This window comes from Olsenella sp. An188, from assembly GCF_002160255.1.
GTDB lineage: Bacteria > Actinomycetota > Coriobacteriia > Coriobacteriales > Atopobiaceae > Thermophilibacter > Thermophilibacter avistercoris.
On sequence record NZ_NFKF01000007.1, the window covers coordinates 55,503 to 79,469 of the forward strand.

At 65.9% G+C, this 23,967-nt stretch carries 22 protein-coding genes; 5 read left to right on the top strand and 17 right to left on the bottom strand.

Annotated elements, in window-relative coordinates; genetic code table 11:
- Window positions 1-49: 49 nt before the first annotated feature.
- Window positions 50-1,936 carry a PfkB family carbohydrate kinase gene (locus B5F23_RS08095; protein WP_087353533.1) on the top strand — a complete coding sequence of 629 codons (1,887 nt, stop codon included), beginning with the start codon at window positions 50-52 and terminating at the stop codon, window positions 1,934-1,936.
- A 364-nt stretch (window positions 1,937-2,300) separates the two neighbouring features.
- Here B5F23_RS08095 and B5F23_RS08100 read toward each other — a convergent pair whose 3' ends face one another.
- The 7 genes from B5F23_RS08100 to B5F23_RS08130 form a co-directional block, all read right to left on the bottom strand.
- Window positions 2,301-2,708 (bottom strand): heat shock protein transcriptional repressor HspR, encoded by a 408-nt coding sequence (locus B5F23_RS08100; protein ID WP_241145840.1) that lies wholly within the window; start codon window positions 2,706-2,708, stop codon window positions 2,301-2,303.
- Window positions 2,709-2,778: 70 nt separating this feature from the next.
- The gene (locus B5F23_RS08105) at window positions 2,779-3,750 is read right to left on the bottom strand and encodes a DnaJ C-terminal domain-containing protein (RefSeq protein ID WP_087353536.1); all 972 of its coding nucleotides are present in this window, start codon (window positions 3,748-3,750) and stop codon (window positions 2,779-2,781) included.
- A 107-nt stretch (window positions 3,751-3,857) separates the two neighbouring features.
- The gene (locus B5F23_RS08110; RefSeq protein ID WP_206392342.1) at window positions 3,858-4,673 is read right to left on the bottom strand and encodes a nucleotide exchange factor GrpE; all 816 of its coding nucleotides are present in this window, start codon (window positions 4,671-4,673) and stop codon (window positions 3,858-3,860) included.
- A gap of 83 nt (window positions 4,674-4,756) precedes the next feature.
- On the bottom strand, window positions 4,757-6,655 hold the full coding sequence (gene dnaK, locus B5F23_RS08115; protein WP_087353538.1) for a molecular chaperone DnaK: 1,899 nt from the start codon (window positions 6,653-6,655) through the stop codon (window positions 4,757-4,759).
- A 387-nt stretch (window positions 6,656-7,042) separates the two neighbouring features.
- Window positions 7,043-7,585, bottom strand: coding sequence for a phosphodiesterase (gene yfcE, locus B5F23_RS08120; protein WP_087353539.1), 543 nt, complete (start codon window positions 7,583-7,585; stop codon window positions 7,043-7,045).
- Between the two features lie 32 nt (window positions 7,586-7,617).
- Window positions 7,618-8,070 (bottom strand): hypothetical protein, encoded by a 453-nt coding sequence (locus B5F23_RS08125; RefSeq protein WP_087353541.1) that lies wholly within the window; start codon window positions 8,068-8,070, stop codon window positions 7,618-7,620.
- A 32-nt stretch (window positions 8,071-8,102) separates the two neighbouring features.
- Window positions 8,103-8,465, bottom strand: a complete 363-nt coding sequence (locus tag B5F23_RS08130) for a NifB/NifX family molybdenum-iron cluster-binding protein (protein WP_087353543.1) — start codon at window positions 8,463-8,465, stop codon at window positions 8,103-8,105.
- Window positions 8,466-8,833: 368 nt separating this feature from the next.
- Here B5F23_RS08130 and B5F23_RS08135 point away from each other — a divergent pair, with 368 nt between their 5' ends.
- A complete protein-coding gene (locus B5F23_RS08135) occupies window positions 8,834-11,410 on the top strand; it encodes an FAD-dependent oxidoreductase (protein ID WP_087353545.1) in 2,577 nt (858 codons plus the stop codon).
- Between the two features lie 205 nt (window positions 11,411-11,615).
- Here B5F23_RS08135 and B5F23_RS08140 read toward each other — a convergent pair whose 3' ends face one another.
- From B5F23_RS08140 to B5F23_RS08155, 4 genes are all read right to left on the bottom strand, one after another.
- Window positions 11,616-12,416: an AIM24 family protein gene (locus tag B5F23_RS08140; protein ID WP_087353547.1), complete on the bottom strand. Its 801-nt coding sequence runs from the start codon at window positions 12,414-12,416 to the stop codon at window positions 11,616-11,618.
- A 370-nt stretch (window positions 12,417-12,786) separates the two neighbouring features.
- On the bottom strand, window positions 12,787-13,176 hold the full coding sequence (locus B5F23_RS08145) for a hypothetical protein (RefSeq protein WP_087353549.1): 390 nt from the start codon (window positions 13,174-13,176) through the stop codon (window positions 12,787-12,789).
- Window positions 13,145-14,239 carry a hypothetical protein gene (locus B5F23_RS08150; protein ID WP_087353551.1) on the bottom strand — a complete coding sequence of 365 codons (1,095 nt, stop codon included), beginning with the start codon at window positions 14,237-14,239 and terminating at the stop codon, window positions 13,145-13,147. Before B5F23_RS08150 ends, B5F23_RS08145 begins: the two co-directional genes overlap by 32 nt.
- Window positions 14,240-14,277: 38 nt before the next feature.
- Window positions 14,278-14,925 carry a DUF4230 domain-containing protein gene (locus B5F23_RS08155; RefSeq protein WP_087353553.1) on the bottom strand — a complete coding sequence of 216 codons (648 nt, stop codon included), beginning with the start codon at window positions 14,923-14,925 and terminating at the stop codon, window positions 14,278-14,280.
- Between the two features lie 82 nt (window positions 14,926-15,007).
- Here B5F23_RS08155 and B5F23_RS08160 point away from each other — a divergent pair, with 82 nt between their 5' ends.
- Window positions 15,008-15,223 (top strand): helix-turn-helix domain-containing protein, encoded by a 216-nt coding sequence (locus tag B5F23_RS08160; RefSeq protein WP_087353555.1) that lies wholly within the window; start codon window positions 15,008-15,010, stop codon window positions 15,221-15,223.
- Window positions 15,224-15,234: 11 nt separating this feature from the next.
- Here B5F23_RS08160 and B5F23_RS08165 read toward each other — a convergent pair whose 3' ends face one another.
- The 3 genes from B5F23_RS08165 to B5F23_RS08175 all read right to left on the bottom strand — a co-directional run bounded on the left by B5F23_RS08165 (window position 15,235) and on the right by B5F23_RS08175 (window position 17,583).
- On the bottom strand, window positions 15,235-16,002 hold the full coding sequence (locus B5F23_RS08165) for a hypothetical protein (RefSeq protein ID WP_087353557.1): 768 nt from the start codon (window positions 16,000-16,002) through the stop codon (window positions 15,235-15,237).
- 12 nt (window positions 16,003-16,014) lie between these two features.
- Window positions 16,015-16,842, bottom strand: coding sequence for a helix-turn-helix domain-containing protein (locus B5F23_RS08170; RefSeq protein WP_087353559.1), 828 nt, complete (start codon window positions 16,840-16,842; stop codon window positions 16,015-16,017).
- 216 nt (window positions 16,843-17,058) lie between these two features.
- Complete coding sequence (locus B5F23_RS08175; RefSeq protein WP_087353560.1) at window positions 17,059-17,583, bottom strand: hypothetical protein; 525 nt, start codon at window positions 17,581-17,583, stop codon at window positions 17,059-17,061.
- Window positions 17,584-17,854: 271 nt separating this feature from the next.
- On the opposite strand from B5F23_RS08175, the gene B5F23_RS08180 reads away from it, so the two are divergent.
- Complete coding sequence (locus B5F23_RS08180) at window positions 17,855-19,207, top strand: ATP-binding protein (protein WP_087353562.1); 1,353 nt, start codon at window positions 17,855-17,857, stop codon at window positions 19,205-19,207.
- 48 nt (window positions 19,208-19,255) lie between these two features.
- Here the strand turns inward: B5F23_RS08180 and B5F23_RS08185 are convergent, their stop codons facing one another.
- From B5F23_RS08185 to B5F23_RS08195, 3 genes are all read right to left on the bottom strand, one after another.
- On the bottom strand, window positions 19,256-20,917 hold the full coding sequence (locus B5F23_RS08185) for a serine/threonine protein kinase (RefSeq protein WP_087353564.1): 1,662 nt from the start codon (window positions 20,915-20,917) through the stop codon (window positions 19,256-19,258).
- Between the two features lie 155 nt (window positions 20,918-21,072).
- Window positions 21,073-21,513, bottom strand: coding sequence for a hypothetical protein (locus B5F23_RS08190; RefSeq protein WP_087353566.1), 441 nt, complete (start codon window positions 21,511-21,513; stop codon window positions 21,073-21,075).
- Window positions 21,514-21,524: 11 nt separating this feature from the next.
- Window positions 21,525-22,499, bottom strand: a complete 975-nt coding sequence (locus B5F23_RS08195; protein WP_087353568.1) for a homoserine O-succinyltransferase — start codon at window positions 22,497-22,499, stop codon at window positions 21,525-21,527.
- 169 nt (window positions 22,500-22,668) lie between these two features.
- Between B5F23_RS08195 and B5F23_RS08200 the strand changes: the two genes are divergently transcribed.
- Complete coding sequence (locus B5F23_RS08200) at window positions 22,669-23,931, top strand: DEAD/DEAH box helicase (RefSeq protein ID WP_087353570.1); 1,263 nt, start codon at window positions 22,669-22,671, stop codon at window positions 23,929-23,931.
- Window positions 23,932-23,967 lie beyond the last annotated feature (36 nt).

Here is a 23,967-nt window from a genome sequence, read left to right on the forward strand (position 1 = left end):
TATCGTGTAGTAGAGTGAGCGGCTTAAACTGACCGTGGGAGGGCACGACGTGGACATAAGCGACATCGCGAAGCTCGCGGGAGTCTCGCCCTCTACCGTCTCAAAGGTAATCAACCACAAAGACGAGGGAATCAGTGACCAGACGCGCGAGCGCGTCAGAAGAATCGTGCGCGAATACCATTACGTCCCCTACTCGCGCTCCCGCGCCCCCAAGGAGTGGCTGATAGGAGTCCTCTTCCGCTCGACCATTTCAATCGACTCGACGCTTGACGGCATTCTCGCCACAGCGCAGGCGCACGGTTACGCCACCATCGTCTTCAGCAGCGACAACGACTCCGACCAAGAGCGTAAGAACCTCGCCGCGCTCAGGAGCGCGGGGGTGACGGGCATCATCTGGGAGCCTGTGAGCATGGAGAGCCTCACCCTGCGTGACGAGCTCGTTGCGCAGGGTGTCAAGCTCGTCACCATGGGGCCCTACGGCGGCGACCGGTCGTTTCTGCTCCCCTACGAGTCCGCGGCCTATGACATCACGACCGAGCTTGTGGGCCGCGGGCACGAGCGAATTGCGTGCCTCGTTCGGGAGGGGCGTCGAACGACGGACTTCATCAGGGGGTTTCGCAAGGCGCTCTTTGAGAGCGGGATGGCCTTCGACGAGTCCCTCGTGTACCACGAGTCATGCGAAACCCTACTCGACAAGATCGGAAGACGTGACATCACGGGCGTTGTCTGCTCGCACTACCACCTGGCCCGTTCGCTCTTCTCGCGCCTCGCCGCCCTTCACTACCACACCCCCGAGGACTACTCGCTCGTCTCGCTGCGAAACGACGCGGGCAGTTCCTGGAGCGAGGACACCGACGAGGCCATCTCCACCTACACAATCAGAAACGCGGAGTTCGGGCGCATCGCCTGCAGGAGCCTCGTTCAAAAGATTGAGAACCGCGAGGAGGCGCTGAGCTTTGCCCAGATGCTCGCGCTCGATAACGAGAGCTCCCTTGGGGCTCCCCCGTCGAGCGGCTCGAAGCGCGTCATCGTAGTGGGGAGCATCAACATAGACACGCGCCTCGAAGTAGCAAGCCTGCCCGTGAGCGGGGCCACGGTGAGCGCCCACACGTCCCTGGAGTACTTGGGGGGCAAGGGCGCAAACCAGGCCATCGGAGTCTCGAGACTGGGCAACCCGGTGACGCTCGTTGGCAACGTGGGCTCCGACCCCTTCTCTGACCTCGTCTACCGCGACCTCGAGCGCTGGAACGTAAACGCGGAGGGCGTCTACCGCAGCACTGGGAAGGAGACGGGAAGGGCCTTCATCTTCGTGAGCCCAGCGGGCGAATCAATGATCACCATTCTGTCCGGAGCCAACGCGAGCCTCCACGCAGACGACATCGTCTCACGAGAGGCCTTCTTCGAGGGAGCGAAGTGCTGCCTCGTCCCGTCCGAGGTTCCCATGGACGCCGTCGTTGCCGCCTGTCAGCTGGCAAGGCGACACGGGGCGCTCACCATCGTCAAGCCATCCGCGTGCGACCGCCTTCCGTCCGAGCTCCTGCCCCTGGTGGACATACTCGTCCCCAACGAGCTGGAGCTCGCAACCATCTGTCCCGAGGGAGAGGACGTCGAGGGCAGGGCGCGGACTCTCAGGGGGCGCGGCGCCGGCACGGTCATCGTCACGCTCGGGGAGCGTGGTTGCTACCTGTGCTCGGAGGGCCTGGAGCGCCACCTTTCCGCCCCGTCCATGAACCCCGTCGACACCACTGGCGCCGGAGACGCCTTCATCAGCGCCCTGGCCTCATGCCTGCTTGGAAACGACGACCTGGTTACCGCGGCACGAAAGGCAAACTACGCCGCGGCGTACAGCATCACACGCTTCGGGGTGGCCAGCTCGCTCATCGACCGCTACTCACTTGACCGTGCCTTCCAGCAGGGTCTCGCGGAACGCGAGTAGCCCACCGCAAGCCGGGCGCGACGACGCCGAGGTTGCCGCAAAACGCGGACGCCCGAGGCCGGCACTGCCGCAAGGCGGGCGCTGCCACAAAACGCAGGCGGTTGGGTGTTTGCCCCTCCCCGCGCTCGGCAAGAGGTCCTTCTCGCCAGAAAACCCGTGCGATTGGGCGGCACGTTTGATACCCGCGGCCTCTCTCGGCAGCATTTTGCCAGGAAACGGGGACGGCTGGGCGCCCCATGCCGCCCCGGACGCGCTCGCATATCAAACGTGCCACCCAATCGCGGGCCGTTTTGGCCGCAGCGGGCAGAGGCAGGCGGCGAGAAGAACGTTCTCCTCGCCGCCCGCTTGGCACATCCCGCGCCCGCTACTCGGACTCGCCGGCGCCCTCCTCGGACGCGGAGCCCCCGAGCAGCAGGCGGCGCATGACCTGCTCGGGGCTGCCCTCGGAGTCGTAGCGGGCGAGCGCGGTGATCTTCTCCTGCATGCGGAACTCGTGCACCTCGTCCTCGAGCTCGCGCACGCGGCGGCGCAGCTCCTCGAGCTCGTCCTCGCGCTCGAGCATCCGCTCGCGCATGTCGAGGATGCGCACCACGCCGGCGAGGTTGATGCCCTCGTCCGTGAGCTTTGAGATGAGGTTGAGCCGCTCGATGTCGGACTGCGAGTACAGGCGCGTGTTGCCGCGCGAGCGCCCGGGCGTCACGAGGCCCTTCTGCTCGTAGACGCGCAGCGTCTGCGGGTGCATGCCTGTGAGCTCGGCGGCAACGCTGATCATGTAGAGGGGCTTGTTCCGGTCTCGTCCGCCGCGCTCCTCGCGACCGTCCCGCTCGCGCCCCCTGCCCTCGCTAGCGCCCAGTGCCATAGCGGTTGACCTCCTCGCGATAGTCGCGCGTATCGGCGTCGCGCAGCGCCGTGAGGGCGTCGCGCTCCTTCTTGGTGAGCATCGTCGGGACCTTCACGCGCACCGTCACGTAGAGCGCACCGCGCGTCCCCTTGCGCTTGACGTTGGGGGCGCCCAGGTCGCGGAAGCGGAACGTCTTCCCGTCCTGCGTCCCGGCCGGCACCTTGAGACGAACCTCGGTGCCGTCGGGCGTGGGGACGTCCACGGTCGCGCCGAGCGTGGCCTCGAAGATGCTGAGCGGCAGCTCCATGCGCACGTCCGCTCCGTCGCGCTTGAACAGCGGGTGCTCGGCCACGTTCGTGGTGATGACGAGGTCGCCGCGGTCGCCGCCGTTGGTCCCGTACTCCCCGCGCCCGCGGTAGCGGAGCTTGCCCCCGTTGACCGCGCCGGCCGGGATCTTGATCGTGAGCGTCTGCTCCTCGCCCGTCGAGGGGACGCGGTAGGTCGCCTTGCGCGTTGCCCCGCGGAAGGCCTCCTCGGCCGAGACGTCCACGGACATGGTAAGGTCGCCGCCCTTGGTGGGACGGTTCCCCGCCCCGCGCGCCCCCGCGGCCCCGCCGAAGATCGACGAGAAGTCAAACCCGCCGAAGGCGCCGTCGCCGCTGCGCATGTTGTTGAAGATGTCGGACCAGTCTCCGCCCACGTTGGTCGTGTAGGCGTAGCGCCCGCGTCCGCCGGAACCCCCGAAGTCAGCCCCGGGGATGCCGCCAAACATGAGCAGCTGATCGTACTCGCGGCGCTTCTGGGGGTCGGAAAGCGTGGTGTACGCCTCGCTGACCTCCTTGAACTTCTGCTCGTCCCCGCCTGCGTCCGGGTGGTACTTGGCGGCGAGCTTCCTGAACGCGCGCTTGATCTCGTCGTCGGAAGCGTCGCGCTTCACGCCCAGGACGTCGTAGTAGCTCCTCTTGGTTGCCATGGCCTCTGCACGAGCCCCCTTTCGCTCATCTCGTCGAGAAGAACCCCCTCACGGGACTCTCCCCCATCCAAAGGTCGCGCCCGGGCCACCGGGTCCGGGCGCGGTCGTTACTGCTCCTTGGCCTCGGCGTCGGGCGCGTCGTGCCCGTCCTTATCGCCGTCGCCCGCGGGCGCCCCCTCGGGCTCGACGGGACGCTTGGGCCCGCCGTAGGTCACCGTCACCATCGCGGTGCGGATGACCTTGTCGCCCATCCGGTAGCCCTTCTGGTAGACCTGGGCCACCGTCTCGTCGAACGCCTCCTTGTCCTCCACGCGACCCACCGCCTGGTGGGACAGCGGCTCGAAGGGCTCGCCGGCCGGGTCGATGGGCTCGACGCCCTCCTTGGAGAGGACGGCGAGCATCTTGGCATGCACGGCCTCGACGCCCTCGACGAACTGCTGCATCTGCGTGTCGCCCTCGGTGGCCCCGGCGTGCTCGATGGCGCGCTCCATGTCATCGATCACGGGCAGCAGGCTGCACACGAGCTGCTCGGCAGCGCGCTCCTTCTCGGCCAGGCGCTCGGCCGCGGTGCGGCGGCGGTAGTTGTCCCAGTCCGCCTGCAGGCGCAGCATGCGCTCCCGGGCGTCGGCGGCCTCCTTCTTGGCCGCCTCGATGTCGTCCTCCACGGAGGCGAGCTTCTTCTGGAGCTCGTCGCGCTCGGCGCGCAGCTTGCCGGCGTCGGCCGCCAGCTCGCGCTCCGCGGCCTCCTCCCCGGCGCGGATCGCGGCCTCCACGCGGGCGCGCTCCTCCTCCGGGTCAAGCTCGGCCGCCTCGGCGCCGTCAGCGCCCTCGGGAGCCTGCTCGCCGGCCTCCGCCTCGCTGGCCTCCGCGGCCTCGTGTCTCTCGTCGTCCCTCTCGTCCTCGACCTCGATGGGCACCTTCACGTCACCCTCCTCGACGTTACCGGGGAGGCGGCCCCGCAGAGCCGCCTCCGGTCAGACTTCCCTGCGCGAGAAACCCCGCGCGACTAGTTGTTCTTGTCGTCGTCGACGACCTCGTAGTCGGCGTCCACGACGTCGCTGGCGGGATCGGAGCCGGCGGCGGAGCCGTTTGCGGTCTGGTCCTGCGTGGCCGCGTAGACGACCTCGGCGAGCTTGTGGCCGACCTCCTGGAGCTTGTCGCCCGCGGCGCGGATGGCGTCCACGTCGTTGCCCTCGAGGGCCTTCTTGGCGGCGGCCACGGCATCCTCGGCGTCCTTCTTCTGGTCGGCCGGGACCTTGTCGCCCAGGTCCTTCAGGGTCTGCTCGGTGGAGTAGGCGAGGCTGTCGACCTGGTTGCGGACCTCGATCTCGTCCTTGTGCTTCTTGTCCTCCTCGGCGTGGGCCTCGGCGTCCTTGACCATGCGGTCGACCTCGTCGTCGGAGAGGGCGGTGGAGCCGGAGATGGTGATCTGCTGGCTCTTGCCGGTGGCCTTGTCCTTGGCGGTGACCTTCACGATGCCGTTGGCGTCGATGTCGAAGGTGACCTCGATCTGCGGCACGCCGCGGCGGGCGGCCGGGATGCCGGAGAGCGTGAACTTGCCGAGGGACTTGTTGTCCGCGGCCATCTCGCGCTCGCCCTGCAGGACGTTGATCTCGACGGACGTCTGGTTGTCGGCGGCCGTGGAGTAGATCTCGGTCTTGGAGGTCGGGATCGTGGTGTTGCGGTCGATCATCTTGGTCATGACGCCGCCCATGGTCTCGACGCCCAGGGAGAGCGGCGTGACGTCGAGCAGCAGGATGCCCGAGACGTCGCCGGTGAGGACGCCGCCCTGGACGGCCGCGCCGTCGGCGACGACCTCGTCCGGGTTCACAGACATGTTGGGCTGCTTGCCGGTCATCTGCTTGACGAGCTCCTGCACGGCGGGCATGCGGGACGAGCCGCCGACGAGGATGACCTCGTTGACCTCGGAGATCTGGAGGTTGGCGTCACGCAGGGCCTTGGTGACGGGCTCCTTGCAGCGGTCGAGCAGGTCACGCGTGATGCGCTCGAACTCGGCACGGGTCAGCGTGTAGTCGAGGTGCTTGGGGCCGGTGGCGTCAGCGGTGATGAACGGCAGGTTGATCTGGGCCTGCTGAGCGGAGGAGAGCTCCTTCTTGGCGTTCTCCGCGGCCTCCTTGAGACGCTGCAGGGCCATCGGGTCACGGCGCAGGTCGATGCCGTTGTCGGACTGGAACTTGTCGGCCATCCAGTCGATGACGCGCTGATCCCAGTCGTCGCCGCCGAGGTGGTTGTCGCCGTTGGTGGCGAGGACCTCCACGACGCCGTCGGCGAGGTCGAGCAGGGACACGTCGAAGGTGCCGCCGCCCAGGTCGAAGACGAGGACCTTCTGGTCGATGCCCTTCTTGTCGAGGCCGTAGGCCAGGGCCGCGGCCGTGGGCTCGTTGACGATGCGCTGGACGTTGAGGCCGGCGATCTTGCCGGCGTCCTTGGTGGCCTGACGCTGCGCGTCGTTGAAGTAGGCCGGGACGGTGATGACCGCGTCGGTGACGGGCTCGCCGAGGTACTTCTCGGCGTCAGCCTTCATCTTGGAGAGGATCATGGCGCTGATCTGCTCCGGGGTGAAGTCCTCGCCGTCGATCTCCACGACGGCGCGGTTGCCGGTGCCGCTCTTGACCTTGTACGGGACGGTCTTGAGCTCAGAACCGACCTCGTCGTAGCGACGGCCCATGAAGCGCTTGATCGAGAAGACGGTGTTGGTGGGGTTGGTGACGGCCTGGTTCTTGGCCGCCTTGCCCACGATGCGGTCGCCGTCGGAGCGGAAGCCCACGACGGACGGGGTGGTGCGGTCGCCCTCGGCGTTGACGATGATCGTGGGCTCGCCGCCCTCGAGGACCGCCATCGCGGAGTTGGTGGTGCCCAGGTCGATACCAAGAATCTTGCCCATGGCTGCTCTCCTTCGTTGTGCGTGGGACGGGCGTCGCCCGGCCCTTCGCGTGATTCCACGTTGCTGTACGGTGGAGTTTATCCCCCATGCGCTTCGATTCTATACATAATCTAAGTCTCCACACATTAGATTTTTTGAAGTGTGGATTTGAGGGGGTCACGCGGCGGCGAGAAGGGCAGGGCTGGGCGGCAGCGCGGCTTTTGCCCGCACTTCTCGCCCGCACTTCTCGCCCGCACTTGAGGAGTGCGGGCATCCGGCGGCTACCACGGCATCGAATGCGGCGTCCTTCTCGACGTACGTACGCAAGTGCCCGCTCGGGGCCATCCCAAGCGGGCACTTATCAGGTGCGGCCATCTAGTGCGGGGCAAGCGGCCCCGGCACATCGCGCTACAGCGCCCGGTGCTCGAAGCGGCCACCCTCGTACACGCCGAAGCTCGCGGAGCCGTCCTTGGGGATGCCCACGGAGCCGGGGTTGAAGGCCCACGTGCCCGGGCGTCCCGCCGCAGGCTCGCTCACCTTGATGTGCGTGTGGCCGTAGACGATCGCGGAGCGCTCCGGCAGCGCGGGCCACGCGTCCACGCTGTTGTGGTAGCCGGGCCCGTAGACGTGCCCGTGCGTGAGGAAGAGCGTCATGCCCGCGGCCTCGTCGAGAAGCACGTTGTGGTCGGCCATGCAGGGGAAGCCGAGCACCATCTGGTCGACCTCGGCCTCGCAGTTGCCGCGCACGGCGATGATCTGCGGCGCGATGGAGTTGAGCATCTCGATGACGCGCTTGGGGGCGTAGTCGGCCGGGAGGTCGTTTCTCGGCCCGTGGTAGAGCAGGTCGCCGAGAAGGACCACTCGGTCGGGGCTCTCGGACTCGATGGCGAACATGAGGCGCGCGCACGCGTCGGCAGCGCCGTGGATGTCCGATGCGATGACGAGCTTCATGGGGGCTCCTTTCGTCGCGCCGTCAGCTGGGGTCATTCTAGCGTCGAGAGGGCGTGCGCGACGACGAGCTCCCGGACGGCGGACAGCTCGGAGAGCGAGTGCGGCCAGGGGGTGACGAACGTCCCCGAGGCGCGCAGGCGTCCCGCCAGGCCGGCGAGCACGTCACGGCGGGCGTGCGTCCCGAGCGCCATGAGCAGCGGGGCGAGAAGGACCTCGCCCTCCGCCCTTGCCTCGAGCAGGCCGGGGAGGGACTCCGGGGTCCCCACGACGACGTCCTTCCGGCCGAGCCCGGCGAGCGCCCGGCCAAGCTGGTCGAAGGCGGCGGCGCACTCCCTGCCGCGGTGCCCCGCGAGGGCGACGACGCGCCCGGGGCGCGCCGGCAGGGCCCGGTCAAGGGCGGACGCCACGACGAGCCGGTCCCCCGCCCCGGCGAGCAGCGCGGGCGCGAGGCGAAGCGACTCGAAGCCGGGGGCCGCGTCGCGCACCGCCTCGGCGCACAGGCGCGTGAGGCGCCCGTCTAGTGGTGGCAGGCGTTGTCCGCCGTCATCTCGGGCAGCTCGCCGGCGGCGGCCATGCGCGCGACGTCACCCACGCCCGGCGTCTGGTTCTCAAAGAGCACGCGAATGCCCGCCTGGGCAAAGCCCATCATCGGGCGCATGCCCATGCCCGCGGCCACGATCGCGTCGATGCCGTTCTCGGCGAGAAGCGCCACCGGGCGCATGCAGCCGCCCTCCTCGTGGGGCGGGTTGTCGATGACGCTCACGGCGCCGAGCTCTCCGTCCTCCACCTCGACCACGGTGAAGCAGTCGCAGTGGCCAAAGTGGCCGGAGCGCTCGCAGTCGAGGCCGCCCCTGCCGAGGGTGGGGATGGCAACCTTCATGGGACTCTCCCTTCGCGGCGCGCGGCGGGTGCCGCACCCGTCATGAAAACGGTCTTTTCGACGATTGTAAGCGGTTTTTTGGCGGTGCTCCAAGTATCGCGTTTTTTCGCACGCCCGGTACCTGCGGCTTTGGGGGCGAAGGGCGGCGGGCTACCCGAGGGTCCCTCCAAAATCCACTGACAACCGAATCTGGCGGCGGCGCCGACGGGCCGCGGAGGCCGGACGTGCGCCGGCCGTGCCGGGACGCCCGCGTCCGCCGCCCCAGCTTGTTGGGCCCGCTGGCGCAAAACCGGCCCCTCCCGCACCCGCGCGGGCCTACCATGGGGTAACGCGCGCCGCGAGGGGCGGCGCCTGGGGAGAGGAACGCCATGAAGTACCTGATCGTCGGCGGCGTTGCCGCGGGGACCAAGGCGGCGGCGAAGATCAAGCGCTGCGACCGCTCGGCAGAGGTCAAAGTCGTCACCAAGGGCCGGGACATCAGCTACGCGGGGTGCGGGCTGCCCTACTACGTGAGCGGAGACATCCCAACGCGAGACGGGCTCATCGTCAACACGCCGGACGCCTACGCCGCCCTCACCGGCGTCGAGGTGGAGACGGGCGTCGAGGCGACCGCGCTCGACGCGGCGGCGCACGAGGTGAGCGTCCGCCGCTCGGACGGCTCGACGGGCGTCGAGAAGTACGACCGCCTGGTCATGGCCACGGGGGCGGAGCCCTTCGTCCCTCCCGTGCCCGGAACCGACCTCCCGGGCGTCTTCTGCATGCGCACGCCCGACGACGCGTGCGGCCTGCGCGACTACGCGGACGAGCGCGGCGCGCGGCGCGCCGTGGTGGTGGGCGCCGGGTTCATCGGACTCGAGTGCGCCGAGGGACTTCTCGCCCGCGGCATCTCCGTCACCGTGGTGGACGCGATGCCGCAGATCCTCCCCAACGTCTTTGACCCCGAGATTGCCGGCTTCGCAAAGCGCCAGCTCAAGGCCGCCGGGGTCCGCGTGGTCAACGGGGCGTCGCTCACGGGCGTGACGGGCTCCGGGCACGTCGAGGCAGTGGAGACGAGCGCGGGCACGTTCCCGGCCGACGTGGTGGTCCTGGCCATCGGCATCCGCCCGGCGACCGCGTGGCTCGAGGGGTCGGGCGTCGAGCTGCACAAGGGCACCGTGGTGGTGGACGAGTACGGCGCCACCAACCTGGAGGACGTCTACGCCGCCGGCGACTGCGCCGAGGTCAGAAACGCCATCACCGGCGCCCCGCAGTGGAGTGCCATGGGGTCCACCGCGAACATCGCCGCGCGCGCCATCGCCCGCACCCTCACGGGCACGCCGACGCCCTATCCCGGCGTGCTCGGGACCGGCGTCGTGCGCCTGCTCCCCACGCTCAACGCCGGGCGCACCGGACTCACCGAGGCGGCCGCGCGCGAGGCGGGGCTCGAGGCGGTGAGCGTGGTCTCGGTCGTGGACGACAAGGCGCACTACTACCCCGGCTCCTCGAGCTTCTTCATCAAGCTCGTGGCGTGCCGCAAGACCCACCGGCTGCTCGGCGTGCAGGTGCTCGGCGCCGGCGCGGTCGACAAGGTCGTAGACGTCATGGTCACGGCGCTCTACCAGAAGATGCGCGTCGAGGACCTCGACATGATGGACTTCGCGTACGCACCGCCCTTCTCGACGGCCATCCACCCGCTGGTCACGACCGCCTACATCCTCGAGAACAAGCTCGCGGGCGAGCTGGAGAGCTTCACCCCCGCCGAGTACGCGGCGGGCGCCGCGGCGGACTACGAGGTCATCGACGCGCTGCCCGCGCCCACGATCGCCGGCGCACGCTGGGTTGACCTCACCAAGGTGGGGCCGGAGGGCATCCCCGGGGTCGAGAAGGACGCCCGGCTGCTGCTCGTCTGCGCCAAGGGCAAGCGGGGCTACTTCCTGCAGAACCGCCTCAAGGCGGCCGGCTACACCGCCACGCGCGTGCTCGAGGGCGGCGTCACGTTCAACGAGGTGCGCGTGCCGCGGCGTGCCGGCAAGTTGCCCGCGGCGGAGGTCAAGCGCCTCAAGGGCATGGGCTGCCTGCAGGACAAGCGCTACGACGACGTCTTCAACATCCGCGTGATCACGCGCAACGGCAAGATCACCGTGGCCGAGCAGCGCGCCGTGGCCGAGGCGGCCGAGCGCTTCGGCTCGGGCGAGGTCACCATGACCACGCGCCTCACGCTCGAGATCCAGGGGGTGCCCTACGACAGCATCGAGCCGTGCATTTCCTTCCTCCAGGACCACGGCCTCGACGCCGGCGGCACCGGCTCCAAGGTCCGCCCGGTGGTGAGCTGCAAGGGGACCACGTGCCAATACGGCCTCATCGACACCTTTGAGCTCTCCGAGAAGCTCCACGAGCGCTTCTACGTGGGCTACCACGGCGTCGAGCTGCCGCACAAGTTCAAGATCGCCGTGGGCGGGTGCCCCAACATGTGCGTCAAGCCCGACCTCAACGACCTGGGCATCGTTGGGCAGCGCGTGCCAGAGATCGACCTGGAGAAGTGCCGCGCGTGCAAGGTCTGCCAGGTCGTGAAGGCCTGCCCGATGGGAGACGCGCAGGTGGAGCCGGACGGCAAGGTCACCATCGACGGGTCCGCGTGCAACCACTGCGGGCGCTGCGTGGGAAGCTGCCCGTTCGGCGCCGTGACCGAGGGGCTTTGCGGCTACAAGGTCTACATTGGCGGCCGCTGGGGCAAGAAGACCGCGCACGGCCGCGCGCTGGACAAGATCTTCACGAGCGAGGACGAGGTCATGGACGTCGTGGAGCGCGCCATCCTCTTCTTCCGCGACGAGGGCCAAAGCGGCGAGCGCTTTGCCGACACCGTGGCGCGCCTCGGGTTTGACTACGTGCAGGACAAGCTGCTGACGGCGCCGATCGACAAGGAGGCCATCCTGGCCAAGAACGTCACCGGCGGCGCCACCTGCTAGGACACGATGGGCGGACGCCCCCGACGGGAGGGGCGCCCGCCCTTGGAGCCATCGACCAGAGGGGTGCGTCATGGGCATGGGGCCGCCGCGTGGATTCTGGCAAGTTCCTGAGAGCGGTTTCCGGGCCGCCGTCCAAGGCGGCCAGACGGCGAGAAGGACGCACCGCCTTTCTCGCCGCCCTTCTCGCCCGGGCGTGCGCCGAATCCTAGACCTCCCCAGAGCCGGCGTCGGAGTTGGGCGTAAGGGACGCGACCGGCGAGAGGAGCACGCGGCCGTGGCCGCGGTAGACGTTGACCAGGCCCTCGCCCGAGACCGCGGAGCCGATGAGCGACTTGCCGCTGCGCTCGACGGAGAAGCTGAGGTTCTCCGACCAGGCGATGGCGAAGTTGCCGTCCACCTTGAGCTCGTCCCCGTCGAGGTCCACGGTGACGAGCTCGCTCGCGGGAACCGGCGACTCGAGCGCAACCACGCCCGAGCCCTCGAGGCCGAGGTTGAACAGTCCCTCATTGCCCGCGGCCATGGCGCTCGGACGCTTGACCATGATCGCGCGGTGACGGATATCGGACGTGCAGGCCATGAACAGGCCGTCGTTGACCACCATGGTCCCGCCCATGTCTGCCTGCGGGCTCATGAGAAGGATGTGGCGGTAGGTGGGCTCGCAGACGATGGTGCCGGTGCCCACGTACTCCGGCTTGATTGCCGACTCGCCGGTAACCGAGCCGCGGATGGCCTTGCCGAAGAAGTCTCCCACGCCCTTGACGCCCGTCGTTGCCTGGACGCTGCCTGCGGTCCACTGCATGGCGCCGGCCTGCAGCGTCACGCCCACGCGGCCGTCGAGCTCGCAGACGAGCTGACGCCGGCGCACGCCCATCTCGGCGGCAAAGTACGCGGCGATGGCGCCGCCGTAGGGCACCGAGAGGTCGCGCTGCCACTCGGCGACCCTGAAGGGGCCCTTCTCGGCGATGACCTGGGCGTCGTCGTTGTCGAGGAAGTTGTAGATGCGCATGGCGGACCTCCTTGGTCGGGGTGGGTGAGGCAAGCGTGCGGCATCGACGCAGGAGGGCGGGCGTCTTTTCGGCGGGTGGCAAGGGCGAGGCGGGCTATGCGGGGCAGGCTATAGCGCTGCCGTGCGCGGGCGGCCTCCCGTGGGGCGCGGCCCCACACCCGCATCGTGTACACCGCCGCCGGGCCGAGGTTCTTCTTGACAAGCCGTCTAGCTGGGCTTTTGCGAGAAGAACCTCGGCTTGGCCCTCCCGCGGGGTGTACACGATGCGGCTCGGCGGCACCAGCCCGCATAAAGCGACCGCGGTCCCGTCCGCTGACGGGGGCCGCAGCCTCGGTTGCACGTGGCTCGATTTTGCTGGCGAGAGGGACGACTAGTCGTAGTAGCCTCGCACGCCGAACAGGATGCTCTCCATCTCGCCGTAGGGCGCGTAGATTCCGATTGACTTCTCCGCTGAGAGCAGCCCGTCGTCGTCGCGCTCAAGCGACGGGATTGCGGCCGCCGCCTTTTCTAGCGTGGTCGGGAAGATGACCTCCCCGTCGACCACGACCTCGATTTCCGGGAACACCTCCACCGCGACGCAGGTGTCGTCCTCGTCATAGTAGACGTGAAACGAGCCGTAGTCGTCGGTCGTGTTCTCGCTGGAGAGGGACTTCCTGAACTCCTCGAACTCGGGGCCCGCGGCCTTGCGAACGGCCTCGCGGGTGGCACCGAGCTTGATGGGGCCTACGCTAGTTAGAGGATTGGCGGTTAGATGGAGCATCCCTCTTTCCCTTCTTTAGCGACCCGAAGAAGGTCCCAAACGCCTCCCCGGCCGCTTTGCCCACGCTCTGAGCGGTCTCGGCCGCAGCCGCTCCAGCGCCAGCAGCTACGTCCGCAACCGCCGATCCAGCGGCAGATGCGCCGGAGGCAATCGCCCCACCAGCAGCTTTCGCCGCGGACAGGCCCGTCTCCCTCGCCTTCTCGAGCGCTTCGGCACGCTCCTTTTCGCGCAGGTCGGCACGTAGGGCGGCAACGTCTGGGTAGACTTCCTCGTCAATTCCCGAAAGCGGGAGAGACCGCAGATAGCGACGCAGCCGCTCCGCGCTCGGTTTGAAGGAGGCGTAGGTAACCCCGCCTGAGATGGCGCCTCCTATCACCGGCACCACCTTGCCCACGCCCTTGGCAAATGTCTGCTTGGTCATGTTCACGCCCAGAAAATGGAGAACCTTCTTCATTGGGGTGTAGAAGAAAGTCTTGGTGAGCGCCTGTCGCTCGATATGTTTGGCGACCCCCTGCTGCGCGGCGCTCGCAGCAAACTTGGTAATGCTGTTCGCAACCTCGCCGACCCCAAGCATGATCCCCATGAGCGCAACGAGCTGGGCCACGGTCTCGTCGTCAACCTCGTCGTCTTCGTTCAGGAACGACTGCCAGCCATATAGATAGGCGAGTTTTTGCTCGACCCTCATGACGTGGGCAAAGTATTGCGCGAGATCGGCTGGAATAGTCCCCGCCATGGCAACTCCGCCAGGGATTCCCGCAAGAAACGAGATTGCCGCGCACTTCTGCGTTTCAAAGTCAACAACGGCCAGAGCGATGGCGTCTATGTCCGAGGGCGAAACTCCCGCTTCGAGCGGGGTGGTCTCGACAGCATAGTCAGCATCGACCTCGGGGCATCGCTTTTTGAGCTCTGCCCTGAGGAAGGAGCCCCTGTCTATCCTGACCCCTGTAAGGCTGGCGGCACGAGCCATGATCTTCTCGGCAAACTCCTCCGCATCCGAGTCTGACGGAAGGACAGCGCGCTCCACGGCAGTCTCTACGGACAGCTCGTCGCTTTTCTCGCTCATGATTCCACCCTTTCACGCAGCACCGAGACGGCCGAAACCTAGGCAGCCTCGCCCTCCACCGGAGCCTCACGCCACACGAAGCTAACGGTCACATCCTCGCCGAGCGCTGCATAGAAGAGCTGCCTGATCTGGTTTTCCGCCTCGGCTTGAGCCTCATCAAGAAGTCCTCCCTCAACAGCCTGCGCCTCGCTCTGCTCAACGCACCAGCGCTGGAAGGCGTCGACGTCCCCCACCTCGATAGGGTTAAGGACATTGTTTCTCTCCTCCAGCACGCCAGATGACTCCATGTCCGGGGTATTGGAGATGATGTAGGCGGGGTCAAGCGTGATTGTCAGGTTATTGTCCCGAGCCTCAATCCCCGCAGTCTCAAGGTTAACGCCTGCCTTGAGGGTTCCCTCGTAGCGATACCAGAAGCTGTTATCCGTAAACGGAATGTCAAACAGTCCGAAGAACGATGCCGAGTCACCCTGCTTGTCCACGATGCTGTAGTCCTGAGAGACCGAGACGAGCTCGTTTTGCTCAACAATGCGTCCGAACACGGCGGAAGCGCTCGCGCCGATATTGTCCGACGGGTTGTAATTTGAGATGAACAGCGTCCCCACGATGCCGAGCACCAGACCAACCACCGCGCAGATGCCGCCGACCTTGAACGACTTGGCCGTACTTTTGTCCACTTTGATTCCCATTGCGATACCCCTCGTTCGCTTGCTTCGTTTTGGCTCTCTATAGAGAGCATGTCTCGACTATAGCGCTCATATCCTTACCCGCATGGACAACGTAGAGGAGAAACGGGCCATCGGCTCCCGAATACGGGCCGAGCGCACCCGGGGCGGCATATCTCAGCGCGAGCTCGCGCTCATGACGGGCACGAGCCGCTCCTATCTCTGGAAAATCGAGACAGGAGCGGCCGACGTTGGCATCGACGTGCTTATCCGCATCGCCCGTGCGCTCGACGTGCGCGTGCGGGACCTGATTGAGTTCTAGGCGACGGTCAGCTATTCCTCAATGCGCAGGATTTCATTGATGTCGAAATCTCCGCTATAGAAGGCACTGTTGACGTCAAACCACTCGTCGTATATATCAGATCTGCCGTCGTACCACGCATCGTAAACGTCAGACCGGCCGTCATACCAGACGTCGTACTCATCGCTCTTTGTGTCATACCACTCATCGTACGGGACCGTATCGTAGGCATCAGCAAGAACGCCGTCATAATACTGATCGTACATGACCTCAAAGCCCTCATCGTAAATTGCGTCGTAGTACCCCTCAAACGCATCGTCATAGATGAGGTCGTAGAGGTCATCCATCGCATCTTCGAGGGCATCTCTATCGCCATGGTCGACTGTCGACACCACGGAGCGGTAATACTGGCGCGCGTTCTCAAGAGTGCGCGCACTCAGCCCCTCCGTTTCGCTCACAGCGAGGCTATACCAGTCCTGTACGGCCTGGACGTTTGCAACATATCCGTCATAAGTATCTCCCACCTCAGCAAAAAGCGTAGTCTGCGCATCGAGGAGACCCTGCTGAGTATCGGCAAAATCCTTTTCGATCTGCTCGATAATCGCCTCAGGACTTCCCTCAGCCGGAGCTGGAGTCTCCTCGAAGCTACCCTCTTCCCCCTGGGCAGTGGGAACCGTCTCGCTCTGAGACTGAGCGCCCCGGGTCGCGTCGCCCGACTGCGAGTTCGCCTCGCCTCCGGAGCAAGCCACCAACGTGAGGCCCAGCACCGCAGCCAACGCAATCTGCCAAATCTTTCTCATGCCTTTCCTCCTTTACCCAAGGCCGTTTCCATTGGCGTCGGCCACGACAAGCGCCGACACCGCATCTCCCAGATAGGCAAACGAACTCCTGCCAAACGCAAGCTCAACGGGCACGCCGTTCTCCTCCTCATGCAGAAAGCGCGCAAGGGACTGGACGAGAAGCGCGATCATGTCGTCGTCTCCCGCAAAGCCGTCGGCCATCGACGCCACAAGCCCCCGTATCGTCCTTTGGGCCTCCGGGTCGGACGGAGCCACACCCGAGCTCACCAAGCTCCTCACGCCCTCAGCAAGCACGCTCACCTGCCCATCGTTCTTCTCGCCGCAAACCGCGCGCCATATCTCATGCACAAAGCGCCTGAGTGCCGCTTTCACGCGTTCACGCTTCTCAGCCGAGAAGCCTCGCGCACATCCAGACACGTCAAGCGCGCGGTCGGCACTTGCCAAAAGCCCGCGTTCCATCACGCCGTACAGACGGTTCTCAGGCAGACACGCAGTCGCTGCGCCAAGTCGCCTGATTGACTCCAGCTGAGCATCCAGCCGCCTGCGCCGCTCACATAAGCTCAGGGCCTTCTTCTGGAGCGCCTTCGCAAAGGCATCGCCCTCCTCAAGCATGTCGCCCACCATCCCGGCAACTTCCACCTGCGTGAACCCCGCGCCAACGAGTTGGCGGACCAGATAAAACGCGAGAAGATCACCCTCGTCGAAGCGCGAGTATCCTGGCTTCATCACAGCTGGCTCCCAGAAGCCAAGGCCGTCCTGGCTGGTGTTCTTGTTGCACAGGTTCTGAATGACGTGACGCTCAAGCCCAGTCAGACGCTCGACCTCCGACCTTTTCCACATAGGCACCTCCCTCCCTACAGATGCTGTACCGCCCGGAAGCCGGGCGGCAAGAAGAGGATTCGCCCGTACCGCGACACGATTCATGCCACCGCATGAGTGCGCGCCGTGTGTTCCGTCAATCATTCGGTCCCCCCCTTCGACTGCTGGCTCCGGCGATTCCGGGGCCGTCCGAAAGAGGGCTTGTTATTTTCGCGAGCGGACGGGCTCGCCTGGTCGCTACGCCTTTCTCACCTGACGGCGCAGCGCGATTGCCCAGGCAGCAAATGCGATTGCGGCGATGCCCGCCACCAGGTAGACCCAGCGGGCCTCGCCCCAGTCGTAGGAGCTGCTCGGGATGACTCCGCAATCCTCGAAATCCCAGGTGAGGAGCATGCTCATCGCAATCGCAAGTACGGAGAACACGATGACGGGCACCGGTTTTCTAAGCGCGGAGAACAGAAGCGTCAGCACGCCCAGAACCGCGGGCGCAACCGTGGCGGGCACGTACAGCGCCGCAAACGACTCCGGCGCTGCGTTGAGGTAGATGCGTACGTACTCAAAGAGGGAGATGTCCGCAAGCTCCTCGTTTGCCAGCCCAAAGGGGTTCTCGGACAGCTCTCCCAACGCCGCGCGATAGTCTGCGGCGGCGGATGCGCACGGGAGGAAGAAGGCGGCCACCAACAAGGCAGCCATGACTATGGTCAGGGCGGCAACAATGGTATTGGCTCGAGCGGTGCCAGCCATCTCGCTCTTCTCGTCCACTTGAAGCTCCTTTCAGAGGGTTGCATCACATTCTGAAAAGGGAGCGAAGGGACTTCCTCAGTTGGCTACTGAATTTTGCGAACGGAGCGGCGGCGGCCGGCCACAAGCTCGGTCCCGGCCGACTCGACGCCTACCACGCCAGTGCCTGCTCTTCTCAGCCCTGTACACTATTTTCTATCTGCTCGTGTACTGCATGTACACTTTTTTGCGGAATTATCAGTACAAGGTGTACAGTATTTGTCAAAGCGGCGTAGAAAGGGGTGCAACAACCATGATTGAGCTCAGGCGCAAGATGGAGAAGCGCATCGAAGTGTGGTATGCCTCGACGGATCGCCGCCCGCTGCTCATCCGGGGAGCCCGACGCACCGGCAAGACCTTCCTCATCGAGCATGTCGGCGCACGGCTGGCAGGAACCAACTTCGTGAAGCTGGACTTCCAGACCAATCTGAACGCCATAAGCTCTTTGTTTGACGGACCGACCGATGACGTCGACGGCATCGTGTCCCGCATCGGCGAGTACAAGCGAACCAGGCTCAACCCGGAAACCGCACTCATCTTCTTAGACGAGGTGCAGCTTGATGAGCGCGCGCTCAACTCGCTGCGTTTTTTTGCAGACTCCAAGTGGCGCGTCATAGCCAGCGGAAGCCTCCTTGGCGTCACGACGAGGCAAAGGCACCTCCCCTTCCCGTCGGGCGTGATTCAGGAAGAGCTTCACCCGCTTGATTTCGAGGAGTTCCTTTGGGCGGCCGGCGAGTCCTTCATGGCGGAGTCCATCCGCGAGCACAGCCGGACCCTCGAGCCCTATGTGCTCCACGAGGACGCGCTGTCCCTCTACCGCCGATACCTCACCACGGGGGGCATGCCCCTCCCCGTTCGGCAGTGGTTTGAGACGCATGATGAAGCCGAGGTGGCACTGCTCCAGCGCGAGATCGATGAGACGTACACGGCGGACATGACCGACCCGGGCAACGGGATAAGCGGCGTGTCTGCAAAACGAATCTGGGACAGCATCCCCCGGCAGCTTCTTCGCGCCTCGACCAAGAAGTTCAAGTACAGCGACGTAGTGCGGGGGGGCAGGCGCGGGCGCCTACTTGAGCCTCTTGAGTGGCTCAGCGCCGCCGGCATAGTCACGATTCATGACCTCACGCGTGACACCCAGGCACCCCTGGCACCCTATAACGACGAGTCAGGCAGCTTCTTCAAGGTATACGTCTCCGACACCGGGCTCATGTTCGGCAAGTTTGGTGTCGAACCGAGCCTTGTGCTCGACCGTACGCTGAGCCCCCTGCTCTCCTCGGATTTTCGCGGGGCCCTTGCCGAGAACTATGTCATGCAGTCACTCAAAGCGAACGGCCTCAAGACGTTCTACTGGATGCCTGATGAGAACTCCGGTCGAGGAGAGGTTGACTTTGTCTTCCAGACGAGAAGCGCCGAGGTCATACCGATTGAGGTGAAGTCCGCGCGCAACGTCAGCGCCAAGAGCCTTCGTAAGCTTATGCGCGAGGGTCACTCCCCCTACGCAATCCGCCTCTCGGAGCAACAGTTTGGCAAATCTGAGGGGGAGGGTGGCACCGAGCTGCGCAGCCTACCGCTTTATGCCGCGTTTTGCATCGGAGCGAGCTGAAGCAGGGCGAGCCGAGACAGCTCGGGAAGGGCCACCCACCGCCGGGCGTCAGCACTCCGTGGCGTACACCTCATAAGACGCGTATTCAGGCGTGCCAATGAGCGAGACCTCAAAAGGAATTGACTCCCCTTCATCGGGTCGGTCGACAAGGGACAGGAATCCATACACAATGGCCCCGTCCGAGTCACGCAGTACCGCCGTAACCGCGATGTCTCCCCCGGAGCTGGCTCCAGGAGACGCCAAGCTCACGACTCCAGTAATCGCATCGAAATAACCCCCGCTAATAACCGAGACGTTTGAGACCTCGTATTGTGCGGCGGTCTCCGTACTTCTCGTTATGTTGTAGTCCTCCGGAGCTGAAATGGAGAACTCGACATCGTCCGGGGCGGTCCCGTTGCCGGCGCTCATGCCAAACCAAATCGTCTCCCCAGGGCGGATTTCCGAGAAAATCTGATCCTGAGTGAAGGCGACGGTGCCATCGGCAAGTCGTCCGACAATCGCCACCGTTGGAAACGTAATGAGCTGGTCTGGGCTGTTGTTTCTCAGGGCAATCGCGTAGTTGATGTATCCGCCGGATCCCACCGACCAGCCCGACTCCACAATCTCAAGTGGGTTCTCGTCGGTTGAGGTTGGCGCGAAAACGGGAGTCCCCGAGGACGAGTCTGGCTCAGTCCGCTGGTCTTGCTGCGTCGGCTCGGCGGTCTGCGAGGAGCTGTTGTCGGCACCGTTGGAGTCCGTGCCCAGCTGCAACAATCCAGAGTTGTACAGAGTCAGCGTAATCGCGGCAAGAAGCGAAATCACGGCCATAAGGCCGACGATCACCTGGGCAAACGATGGCCCTCGCCTCTTGGCCGACGTAGCCGGCGACGCCAGTGGGTTCCCGGGCGCGCTCGGAACGGGAGGAGTTTCGACACTCGCGGCCGCCGCCGGAGCCGCATCCGGCACGTCCTCGCCCTCGAGCGCCCGCGCGAGCTCCTCCGCGCTCTGGTAGCGCGCGCTCGGCTCCATGGCGGTCGCCCGGCGAACTATGGCGCAGGCGTCCGGGGCCACGACCTTCTCGTCAGAGAGGGCGCGCTCGTACTCGTCTACGTCGGGCACCCCGGGAAGCACGCCCGTGAGCAGGTACCCCAACACGCGGCCGATGGAATACACATCCGAGCGCGCGTCGGTCTGAGCAAAGCCGTGCTGCTCGGGCGCGGCAAAGCCGGGCGTGCCGAGCTGCGTGGTGTCGTGCGTGGCGCCCTCAGCCCTGAAGCGAGCGATGCCCAAGTCGATGAGGTGCGCGCCGTCAGCGGCAACTATCACGTTCGTCGGCGAGATGTCGCGGTGCACGACGCCGCGCGCGTGGAGGGCAGCCGCGGCCTCACACAGCTGGAGCGTGAGCTGACGCGCGTCCTTCTCGGCAAGGCGCCCGCGCGACGAGACGAACTGCTCCACGGTCTCGCCGGGCACGTAGTCGCAGACCACGACGAACTCGTCGGGCAACTCGTAGGTTGCTTCGACGCGCGGAAGGCGGGGGCAGTCACAGTCGACGAGCATGGCCCATACGACGCGGCGAGCCAGCTTGGAAGGGATGCGCTTGCGCACAAACGGGCCCGAGCCGTCAAGGGTCACGAGCTCGGTCCTGCCGCCCGCGCCGGAGGCGAGAACGCGTTCGATGTGATAGGCGTCGTCGATACCCATGGCGTGTATGACCTGCTGGTCGTTCAACCCCTCACCTCGCTCACGTTCGCGGGTCCCTCTCTAACAATAGTAGAGGTTATATTCAGTTGTGTACTGACTCCTCAGTTGGCAACTGAATTGCGGCGGGCGCGGGGCGCTGGATTGTCGGAAGCGGCCCGACGAACCGCCGCGAGCTGTGCGATCTACTCCAGCGGACCCGTTCCGAGCAGGGTCTTCACGCCGAGGCTGTACAGCTCGTCATCCGTCTCGGCACGAGAATAGCCATGCTCAATGCACCAGATGATAATGGCGTCGCGACGCACCTTGGGCCAGAGCTCGGAGACGCCGTCCAGGCGCAGCAGGCGCTGGGTCTCGCGCAGGTTACACCCGATGCCCAACGCGAGCATGATGGCCTTATCGCGCCCGAGCCGCGTCTTGCCCTTGAAGGCGTCGTAGACAAAGGTGCCGTTGAGCCCAGACGCCCTGATTACGTCCGAGCGCTTGAGGCCCCTCTCGGCGAGAAGCTCGTACAGGTAGTCGGACAGTTTGCGGTCGATCGTGAGGCCCTCGTCGAGGTAGGCCTCCGGACGAGCGGACACGCGCAGGCGCTCAAGCAGCTCTTCTGTCAGATGCTCCTCTGCCACGTCCTTCTCGCCTAGAACTTGTCCACGTGACCGGTGGCGGCGGTCGCGCGGGCGCGCAGCTCGGCCACCGCGGCGGGGATCTCTTCCACGTCGTAGGGCGTCATCTGATAGACCCAGTTGAGCCAGTTGCGGTAGAGCAGGTTGGCGTGGGCACGCCAGGTGAAGAGCGGCTGCTGCTCGGGGTCGTCGTCCGGGAAGTAGTTCTCGGGCACGCGGATGGGCAGGCCCTTGTGGAAGTCGCGCCAGAACTCGTCGGCCAAGGTGTCGCGACCGTACTCAAAGTGCCCGGTCACGTAGACCTCGTGGAAGTCGCGCGTGGCAAGCAGCGAGGGCCCGCTCGTGAAGCCCTCCGACAGCACGCAGAGCTCCGGGTGGTTGGCCAGCTCGCCGGTGTCGATCGCGGCATGGCGGCTGTGCGGCATGTAGTGGACCTCGTCGAAGCCGTTGGTGAGGAAGCTGTACTCGTCGCAGAGGCGCTGCTTGAACACGCCGAAGAGCTTGGCGCCAAGCTGACGCTTGGGGATGCCGTAGAGGTGCCAAAGCGCGCCGAGCGCGCCCCAGCACAGGTACATCGTGGAGAAGACGTGCTCCTGGCTCCAGTCCACGATCTCGCAGAACTCGTCCCAGTAGTCGACGTCCTCGTACTCGAGGTGCTCGACGGGCGCGCCCGTGATGATGAGGCCGTCGTAGTTCTTGTCGCGGAAGGCGTCGAAGGTGTCGTAGAACTTGACGAGGTGGTCCTTGGAGACGTGCGTGGACTCGTGCGTGGAGACGCGCATGAAGTCGCAGCTCACCTGCAGCGGAGACTTGGAGATGAGGCGGAGGATCTGCGTCTCGGTCTCGATCTTGGTGGGCATGAGGTTCAGGATTGCCACGCGCAGCGGGCGAATCTCCTGATGGCTGGCCACCTCCTCCTCGAGGGCGAAGATGCGCTCCTGCTGGAGGATGGTCTTGGCGGGCAGGCCGTCGGGAATGTTGATGGGCATGTCACGTCTCCGTTTCTGCACTTTACCTCGCCTAGTATACGGCCTTGGCGGCCTCCCCGGAGCCGGAGAGGGCTCGCGGCCCCCTCCCGCCCGGCCTGAGCGCCGCAAACGCGCGCCTCACACGCCTTCTCGCGTGCAGCCGCCGCGGTTTTGCTCCATACTTGCAACCATGACTACTACATTTGCCGAGCTCGGGCTTAACGAGCAGATTCTCGCCGGGGTGGAATCCCTCGGCTTCACCGCGCCGACCCCCGTCCAGGCGCAGGCCATCCCCGTCGTGCTCGAGGGGCACGACATCGTGGCCTCCGCGCAGACGGGCACGGGCAAGACGGCCGCCTTCGCGCTGCCCACGCTGCAGCTCGTCGCAGGCGAGAAGGGCAAGGGCCCGCACGCCCTCGTCGTCACCCCCACCCGCGAGCTCGCGGCGCAGATCGAGAAGGTCGTGAGCGTGGTCTGCGAGAAGACCGGCCAGCGCGCGGTCATCGTCATGGGCGGCGCCAAGTTCGACCGCCAGATCAAGGACCTCGAGCGTGGCTGCGACCTGCTCGTGGCCACCCCGGGCCGCCTCATCGACCTCATGGAGCACAAGCACGTGAGCCTCGCGCAGGTCAAGGTGCTCGTGCTGGACGAGGCGGACCGCATGCTCGACATGGGCTTCTGGCCGAGCGTCCGGCGCATCATGCACGCGCTGCCCAAGGTCCACCAGACGCTCCTCTTTTCAGCGACCATCCCGCCGTCGATCAAGTCGACCATCGACGCCCTGCTCACGGACCCCGTGACCGTGGAGATCTCGCGCGTGGGCGAGACGGCCGACACCGTTGAGGAGCACCTCTGCCCCGTCACCCAGGGCCAGAAGACCGAGCTTCTGCGCGCCCTCCTCGACACCGGCGGCGCTGCCGGCGAGAAGCCCGAGCGCGTGCTCGTGTTCTGCCGCACCAAGCACCGCGTGGACGACGTCTCCAAGACGCTCAAGAACGCCGGGGTGAAGGTGGACGTCATGCACGCCGACCGCCCGCAGCAGGCGCGTGCCCGCGCGCTCGAGCGCTTCCGCGACGGAAAGGTGCAGGTTCTCGTAGCGACCGACGTGATGAGCCGCGGCATCGACGTCTCCGGCATCGACGCGGTGGTCAACTTCGACGTCCCCATGGACCCCGAGGACTACGTGCACCGCATCGGCCGCACCGGCCGCGCCGGGGCAACCGGCCACGCCTACACCTTCGTTGCGCCCGACGAGATCAGCCCGCTTCGCGAGATCGAGTACTTCACCAAGAAGCTCGTCCCCGTGTGGGACCTGCCCGGCTTCTCCTACGACGCCGGCCGCATCATCCCGCAGGCCGGGCGCGCCACCAAGCGCTCCACGCGCACCATGTTCTCCGGCTCGCGCAGCCGCGGGCGTGGCATTGCCGGCGGTCGCTACGGACGACACTACTAGCGCGACAATTTACCCCGTCCCAATTGTCACGCTCCC